9 protein-coding genes and 1 pseudogene are annotated in these 7,223 nt (G+C 58.9%); 7 read left to right on the plus strand and 3 right to left on the minus strand.

Annotated elements, in window-relative coordinates:
* The 5 genes from QZY01_RS00255 to QZY01_RS00275 all read left to right on the plus strand — a co-directional run.
* A partial coding sequence (locus tag QZY01_RS00255; protein ID WP_294531932.1) for a transglutaminase family protein occupies positions 1–408 on the plus strand: 408 nt, incomplete at its 5' end.
* Positions 409–505: 97 nt separating this feature from the next.
* The gene (locus QZY01_RS00260) at positions 506–742 is read left to right on the plus strand and encodes a hypothetical protein (protein WP_294531934.1); all 237 of its coding nucleotides are present in this window, start codon (positions 506–508) and stop codon (positions 740–742) included.
* A gap of 160 nt (positions 743–902) precedes the next feature.
* A complete protein-coding gene (locus tag QZY01_RS00265; protein ID WP_294531936.1) occupies positions 903–1,088 on the plus strand; it encodes a hypothetical protein in 186 nt (61 codons plus the stop codon).
* A 107-nt stretch (positions 1,089–1,195) separates the two neighbouring features.
* Positions 1,196–2,113, plus strand: coding sequence for an IS5 family transposase (locus QZY01_RS00270; protein WP_294531938.1), 918 nt, complete (start codon positions 1,196–1,198; stop codon positions 2,111–2,113).
* Positions 2,114–2,552: 439 nt separating this feature from the next.
* Positions 2,553–3,803 carry an MgtC/SapB family protein gene (locus tag QZY01_RS00275; RefSeq protein WP_294531940.1) on the plus strand — a complete coding sequence of 417 codons (1,251 nt, stop codon included), beginning with the start codon at positions 2,553–2,555 and terminating at the stop codon, positions 3,801–3,803.
* Positions 3,804–4,230: 427 nt separating this feature from the next.
* Here QZY01_RS00275 and QZY01_RS00280 read toward each other — a convergent pair whose 3' ends face one another.
* The gene (locus QZY01_RS00280) at positions 4,231–4,398 is read right to left on the minus strand and encodes a hypothetical protein (RefSeq protein ID WP_294531942.1); all 168 of its coding nucleotides are present in this window, start codon (positions 4,396–4,398) and stop codon (positions 4,231–4,233) included.
* 698 nt (positions 4,399–5,096) lie between these two features.
* Here QZY01_RS00280 and QZY01_RS00285 point away from each other — a divergent pair.
* On the plus strand, positions 5,097–5,312 hold the full coding sequence (locus QZY01_RS00285) for a hypothetical protein (RefSeq protein ID WP_294531944.1): 216 nt from the start codon (positions 5,097–5,099) through the stop codon (positions 5,310–5,312).
* Between the two features lie 234 nt (positions 5,313–5,546).
* Positions 5,547–5,651, plus strand: a pseudogene (locus QZY01_RS00290) (lmo0937 family membrane protein); the annotation flags it as partial.
* Positions 5,652–5,886: 235 nt separating this feature from the next.
* On the opposite strand, the gene QZY01_RS00295 reads toward QZY01_RS00290, so the two are convergent.
* Together QZY01_RS00295 and QZY01_RS00300 are read right to left on the minus strand one after the other, a co-directional pair.
* Complete coding sequence (locus QZY01_RS00295) at positions 5,887–6,381, minus strand: nucleoside deaminase (RefSeq protein WP_294531946.1); 495 nt, start codon at positions 6,379–6,381, stop codon at positions 5,887–5,889.
* Between the two features lie 362 nt (positions 6,382–6,743).
* Complete coding sequence (locus tag QZY01_RS00300) at positions 6,744–6,935, minus strand: CsbD family protein (protein WP_294531948.1); 192 nt, start codon at positions 6,933–6,935, stop codon at positions 6,744–6,746.
* Between the last annotated feature and the right edge of the window lie 288 nt (positions 6,936–7,223).

Here is a 7,223-nt window from a genome sequence, read left to right on the forward strand (position 1 = left end):
CAAAGTCGCGAGGCCGAGGGAACCCAGTCCCCGATCGAGACGTTAGACCGCGGCTGGGGTTCCTGCCGAGATCTGGCAGTGCTGTTCATGGAAGCGGCGCGTTGTCTCGGTTTCGGAGCCAGGATCGTCTCCGGTTATTGCCACAATCCAGGCCAGGGCGAGATCGGGCAGTATCATCCTGGATCAACCCACGCCTGGGCCGAGGTTTATGCGCCGGGCGCCGGATGGATCACTTTCGATCCCACGAACCGTAGCTTTGGCGGCTTCAATCTGATCCCCGTCGCCGTCGCGCGCGACATACGTCAGGCTATGCCGGTGGCCGGCAGTTTCGTCGGCGCCAGCGACGCTTTTGAGGGAATGTCGGTGGAGGTCCACGTCAAATCGAAGAGCCAGGTGAGGATGTCATGAGGCATTCGAATCCATCGGTCGCTGTCGCGGCAACTGCATGGCCGGTCAAGCAACGCGAAATCGTCCGTGGGCGCTCAACAACACAAAAGGAGGTCACATGAAAACGGATACCAGAATTCTCGCCAAAATTCTCGCGGCGCTCGTCGCTGTCGCCGCAATCGCGCCGTTGCAGGCCGAAGCAAAGGGGTGCATCAAAGGCGCCATCGTCGGGGGCATCGCCGGTCACCTGGTCGGCCACGGCAAGCTTGGCGCAGCGGCAGGCTGCGCGGTCGGTCATCACGAGGCTAACAAGCCGGCCCCAAGAACGGAAGGACAGCCAGCCCCGGCAAAATAAAGCAATTTGTCAGCGGGTGCGCGGCCAGCCAGCGAACAGGTTTGGCCGCCGCTGCTAACGCCATCGACGCCGCTTTTTTTCCGATCATTCTCAGGATCGTCCAAAGACGCCGCCGATAGTAGTCTTGAAAATGTTGCCGTCAGGATTCGGAGAAACCGTCATGCTCACACTCGCAATTGGCATTCTGATCACCGTCGTCATCGGCGCGATCCTGTTCTGGGTCATCGATAAATTCGCTCCCGAAGCGCGGCTGGCGAAGCTTCTCAAGCTGCTGGTAGTGCTGCTCTGTCTGGCGTCGATCGTGTCCCGGTTATATCCGCTGTTTGGATCGTCCTCTATTCCGTAACCGATGCCCGGAATTGCCGATGTCCATGGTGACGAGACCTGTGCGCGGGTGGTTGCTTAGGCGCGAGAGCAATGATTCCATGAAGCAAATTGATTCGGAGGGGCGTCATGGCGCGGCGGTCGATTGGTCAAGAGCGGTTTGGTTTTGATCGCGCAGCGGATCGCGTGATGGGCCTTGATGAACTTCTGTCGGCGCTGGATTTTAAGGTCCCGGCGCAGCTTCTTTCGCCTGTTTATTCTGCCGCGAAAGGAGAACCGGCCTGGCCGCCGCTGTCTATGTTCAAAGCCTTGTTGCTGGCGACCTGGTACGATCTGTCGGATGTGGCTCTTGCCGAAGCCCTGACCGATCGAGCCAGTTTCCGCCGGTTCTGCGGATTTTCACGCGATGAGGCGACGCCTGAGCGGACAGCCTTTGTTCGGTTTCGCCGGATGCTGATCGCAAACGGTCTCGACCGTTCGCTGTTCGAGACCATCACATTGCAACTTGAGGCCAAGGGCGCAGCCGTCCGCAAGGGTACGCTGATCGACGCCACGATCATCGCCTCCGCCAGCAAGGGCGATGGCGAAGCCAGATGGGCCAAACGTAAGAATAAGGCTCCGGTTCATGGCTACAAAGCCCATGTCGCAGTTGATCGCGACACCGGTCTGATCCGCGAAGTCATTGTCACGCCAGCCAACGAAGCCGATGTCAGTGTAGGGCTGGAAATCATTCCAGATGAACCGGGCGAGGTTTATGGCGACAAAGCCTACGACGCGCTATCGATTGAAAAGGCTATCTTGCGCGCTGGCGGAACGCCCAGGATTTTGCGCAATGGACAGCGCGGAAAACCTGCACAGCGGTTTGAGGAAATCAACCGCCCGCTTCGCCCTATTCGCGCCCGGGTCGAGAAAATCTTCGGCACCTGGAAGCGAAGCTACCGATTGCGTCAGATGCGATGGATCGGCCTCGCCAAGGCGGCCTTACAAATCCATCTCGCAACGATCGCCTATAACTACAAGCGCTACTGGCGCCTCCAGACAAGCTGAGCGCGCAAGGCGCCTCAAAGCCGATGCCGGCGAAGACCGGCGACGCCGGACCCCCACCCCTGTTTTGCACTCCGCCGACAAGCGCCTTCAAAGATATTCCGTCCAAAAACCAAGAAGCCCCAACCCGCGCACAGGTCTCGTGACATATGCATCCGTGTTCTTTCCAGCCCGCATTGCCGATCGCATATCCGACCATGTCGTGGCGCCTCCAGACGCCGCGTCCCATCCGACGGGGAAGATCGCATCTGCGAGGCGCCTCGCATTGATTAAACCCATTATTGTTTATAATCCCGAGAGGCCCCAAGGCAGTTCGTCTCCGCGCGGAATGCGGGCGGGTCGGAGCCATGTTTGCTCGCAGAAAGCGTCCGTTGATGAGGGGTAGAGACCACGAATGGCTTGGCGCTTCGGCTCGCAGGCTGCCCGGATTGGAAGCGGCTCGATGATCCCGGCTCCGTGGCTGAATTTCGCAGTGGCGGTCGGGATCGGCTTGTTAATTGGCTTGGAACGGGAACGTTCGAAGGGCGAGGGATTGGCCCGCCGCCCCGCAGGCATAAGGACATTCGCGCTTGTGTCGCTGCTCGGGGCTATCGCCACTCATGTTGGCGGGGTTCCGCTTCTGGCGGTTGGCGCTATTGGCGTGGCGGTGCTTGCCGCGCTGTCCTATTTCGTGGGTCACCAAGAAGACCCGGGTCTCACGACCGAAATCGGCCTTATTGTGACGCCCTTCCTCGGGGGGCTCGCTATGTCCGATACGGCGCTCGCCGCCGGACTCGGCGCAGCGGTCGCCATCCTATTCGCTGCGAAGGCGCCCCTTCATCGCTTCGTTATGCAAACGCTGACAGCCGCGGAGGTCACAGACGGCCTGGTCTTTGCTGTCGCGACGTTAGTCATCTGGCCACAGTTGCCAGACCGCTATCTGGGGCCTTTCGAGGCGCTGAACCCCAATAATATATGGTTCCTGGTTGTCCTTGTCCTTGCGCTTGGCGCTTGCGGGCATGTTGCGACACGGGCGCTGGGGACGCGCTTCGGGCTGCCCGTCGCCGGCCTCGCATCCGGCTTCGTCTCGAGCACGGCGACAATCGGCTCAATGGCCGGAAGAGCAGCGAAGGACCCTTTAAGCATGAGGGCGGCGGTCGCCGGGGCCACGTTTTCGACCGTGGCGACCTTCGTCCAACTGGCCATTCTGCTCGCGACAATCACACGACCTACCCTTTTTGCGATGGCGCCGGCGCTGACCGCCGGCGCCATCGTCGCAGCGCTTTATGGTTTCGCCTTTGCGCTGCGCGCCGGGACACCGGAGGCACGCTCCGCAGCCGATGCGGAACCAGGACGCGCCTTCAGCGTTTGGACCGCCCTCGCGCTTGCGGCGATGATGACCGTCATGCTGGTTCTCGCTGCGGCATTGAAGCAATGGCTTGGCGACACCGGCGTCGCCGTGGGGGCCGTCGTTGCGGGATTCGTCGATGCACATTCCGCCTCGATCTCGGTCGCCTCCTTGGCGGCCTCGGCGAAGATAACGCCGAAGGAAGCGGTGCTGCCGATCCTGGCGGCGATCACTAGCAATGCTTTGGCTAAGCTAGCCATGGCGTTCGGAACGGGTTCGCGGGGCTTCGCGCTCCGCATCACGCCGGGCATCGTGGCGCCAGTCGCGGCGGCTTGGGCTGTTGCCGCGTTGACCGCGCTGACATGATTAGCCCTTCGATGAGAAGTTTGGTGGGCGGTGGCGAGGTCAGCCCAAAACTTCCTGCGGCGCGAGGCGTCGTTCGCGGTCCACAGCCAATGGCTTTTTCGAGCCAACCGAGTTGTAACTTGACGTTCTATACCACACGCCGAATAGCAGTGGGCGTCGACGGCAGGTGATGACCGTTGCGAATGCAGGCGGCAGGAACTTTTATCGTTCGGTGTCCTCGTATTTCAGGACGAAACTTCTTTTACGCGCGACGCGAGGTTGCGCCAACTCCGCTGGGAGGGCGGCGGATCGAGGGTGGCATTCTTGACGCCCGGATTGGCGCGGCATTAAAGCCGCGCCGGCGAACACACCCTTGCATATCATCGGAAGCATATTCTGCAAGTAGATCGGACAAATGTTCGGAGGGCAGAGGGATCGACTCGAAGTTCTATTTCGCTTTGTCGTCCTTGTGATCAGGCGCCCCGGCCGCGCTAGGTTGCGTCAATGACGGTGGATCGCTTGCCGGGAACGAGTCTTCCAGCTCCACTTCAAGCTTTTCATCTGTCTCGTCGCGCTTCCGCTTTTCATCGGTTTCGGATTTTGGTTTCCCAATCATTCCAGTCTCCTGGCCATTACGACTTTCCAAGGATGACAATCGCGGGCGCGAGCCGTTCCCGCAGCGGGGGAAGACCCTCGAAGCAGGGTTGAGGCGCTGAGCCATCCCGTTATTTCGGCAACCCTGCATTGGCGCTATTGTCCCGCGCGCCATCCGCCAGGATAGGTTCGGAAACTGCTCAGCTTATGCGCGGCCGAGGATCAGGATACCGGACGAGGGGATGCGGTTTGTTATAAGGCGATCAGTTGCGCAATCGCACGGACGCAGGCTTTGTGTCCCCATGTCGCCAAAATGAAACAGATCGAGGGAAATTCCGGTCGCCATCGGCGATTGGCGCGGACGAAAATCAGCCTCGCTTAATTTTCGAGCCAGGCTCCGAGACCATGTTTTTAAGCCAAGCCACTTGTATTCCCCGGCTTTTGCAACGCGCCGGATGGCTTTACGCAGAGAAGTGTTAACCATGCGTCAAAACGGCTCACGGGCCAGCGCGCGGAACGCTTTAACCTGCGGCGGTGTCCGATACTTCTGCATTTAGGTATTTTCCGATTCTACCTTAATCGCCGCCTCCGAAGGATATTTGTGCGGTCGAGGCACTGCGCAAACGACAATTGTCGCCCACTAAGGATCGCATCGATCCGAACTGCCTTTTTTGGCGCTTCCGACTTGGGTGGCTTATTGCCGACGAAAGGAAGTTGAAAATGCGTACACTCGTCGAACCGATTCCGACCGGACATTGCGACCGGTGCGGTGGCGAGTTGCTGTTCAAACTGGTTGCGTCAGACGGCCACGGTTTTGGCATCGAAGCCCAAATTTACGCCTGCGCAAACTGTGGCGCTGAGTACGCGCACAGGGTGACACATGACCGCTATGCAGGACTTGCCGGAGGCAACAAGCGGTTGCAGACGCCGAGATAGGCTGCCGGTCCCGTCCCGCCCAGCACATTGACCGCCGTCCTTGCACCCTGCGGTCGAAGTCCAATCCGAAGTTCAATCGTTTCCTGAAATCGATGCCTTCGGACTTTGCCAAAAATATTGATGTCATTGCGACGGCCTCTGAATTCGATCTAGGACATGACGGAGTTCCCCGTTAGGCAATAGTCGTCAATTGAGAGCCTTAAACGGAGCTTCACAAGTACTTGAAACGTCGCGATCTTTTTTTTTATCCCCTGCCTCTTAGGCGTGGTCACTGCCTACACCCTTGGAGGGATCATTCACATACTCTTGGTTTTCTCCATCGTCGTGTTCCTGACGCGCGTTTTTCAAGGCTGCCGTGGCAAAATTCGCGTGAGTTTGGCGAACGCTTGCCCGGAAAGGCATCGACCACCCGAGCTGAACGATGAAACCGAATGGCATCGATCACGATTACGTCTCCGTAATATGGCTCGGGGCAAGGCCATGCTAAAGAATTTCAACTTTGAACGACGGAAATTCATTGAAACAGCCGCCAAGGGCGGATTCGCCAATTTGGGCCATGGCCGTGAGGCGGCGTTCAGAGATTGGCTTTTTGCGCGCCCGGCGGCTTGTCCCAGGGTCGCCAGTAGAGCTGCGCGCATTCCTCGCGCAATAGGCCGCCTTCGATGGAAATGTCCTCGCGATAGGCTTGAGCGACAAAATCAAGCGTGTCGATATGTCGGGCCTCGAAATAAAGGCTGTTCACGTCCACGCGTCCCGCGCCATAGACGATGCGTGCGACCTTCGCCCAGATCAGCGCCATGGTGCACATCCCGCAAGGTTGCAAAGTCGTGTAGACGGTGGCTCCCCGCAATTCGCCATTCTTTCGTCCCTTGCCCGCCGCACGCAAGGCTTCGATTTCGGCATGCGCGCTGACGTCGCACTTATCTTCAACATGGTTCCGCTCACGCGCGACGACCTTGCCGTCGAGGACGATGACGCAACCGATGGGCGCGAGGCTCGGATCGCCGCCGCGCTCCATCGCGACCCGCAGGGCCTCGCGCATGAAATCCGCGTCATTTTCTTTCGTCACGCGCCACCCGATCGAGGGAAGTGGACTGGGGCGACGGGGGCGAACATTCGACAAGCCCCGCCACGCCTGGAGCCTTTTCCGATCCGACAGAATCGGATCGGGGCTCTGGTTTGTTGTTTTGAAATGTTTTATTCGCTAACGCGGCCCTTCGGGTCACGCGAACCGAGTCCACGTCGCTTGAAAACGCTCCAATATAGGTTTGGTGTGCCGCGCCAGAATCGTTATGGCGTGACAAAACGCTGCCGCACGGAGCTGGCGCAAGGCGCGAAAAAGTGGACGCCGGTTTTTCGCAAAAAAATGCGAAAACAAAGCAATCCGGAGTCGATGGCGATTCAACCGAATCGCCATCGACCCAGGCGTAATCAAGCCTTGTCGACGACCTTCTTGACGGCGTCCTTGGCGTCGCCCACCGCCTTCTGGGCGTGGCCTTTGGCTTCCTGGCCGACGCCATCGGCGCGCAGCTTGCTGTCGCCCAAAGCCTTCCCTGCCGCCTGCTTGGTTTTGCCGGCGATCTCGTTGGCGATCCCTGAAATCTTGTCAGTCGTGCTCGACATATTTTATTCCCCTTAAAGGATGAGCGCCGGATTTTGGCCACATAAAGACAAATATTATCACCAGCTCACGAGTAAAACATTGAATGTGTCTTATTGTTCCAAAAAATACCAAAAAACATTTGCAATCTAAGCTTGACAGCCGCGCAGACGAGACCAAGGCGCAAAGCGCGCATTCACGCCGGGAGCCTTGATCGGCTCGCCATGCGAACGCGCTTTTTTGTCGGCCGGTCGAGTTCTTCGACGCATTATTGCCGCGAAGGATTCAAAAGCCGACGAACGCCGCCAAGG

The organism is uncultured Rhodoblastus sp. (genome assembly GCF_903903185.1).
Taxonomy (GTDB): domain Bacteria; phylum Pseudomonadota; class Alphaproteobacteria; order Rhizobiales; family Beijerinckiaceae; genus Rhodoblastus.

Bases quoted from the DNA above. Each gene is read 5' to 3' on its own strand.
- QZY01_RS00260 (WP_294531934.1), top strand. From the start codon at position 506: ATGAAAACGGATACCAGAATTCTCGCCAAAATTCTCGCGGCGCTCGTC.
- QZY01_RS00265 (WP_294531936.1), top strand. From the start codon at position 903: ATGCTCACACTCGCAATTGGCATTCTGATCACCGTCGTCATCGGCGCG.
- QZY01_RS00270 (WP_294531938.1), top strand. From the start codon at position 1,196: ATGGCGCGGCGGTCGATTGGTCAAGAGCGGTTTGGTTTTGATCGCGCA.
- QZY01_RS00275 (WP_294531940.1), top strand. From the start codon at position 2,553: ATGATCCCGGCTCCGTGGCTGAATTTCGCAGTGGCGGTCGGGATCGGC.
- QZY01_RS00280 (WP_294531942.1), bottom strand. From the start codon at position 4,398: ATGATTGGGAAACCAAAATCCGAAACCGATGAAAAGCGGAAGCGCGAC.
- QZY01_RS00285 (WP_294531944.1), top strand. From the start codon at position 5,097: ATGCGTACACTCGTCGAACCGATTCCGACCGGACATTGCGACCGGTGC.
- QZY01_RS00300 (WP_294531948.1), bottom strand. From the start codon at position 6,935: ATGTCGAGCACGACTGACAAGATTTCAGGGATCGCCAACGAGATCGCC.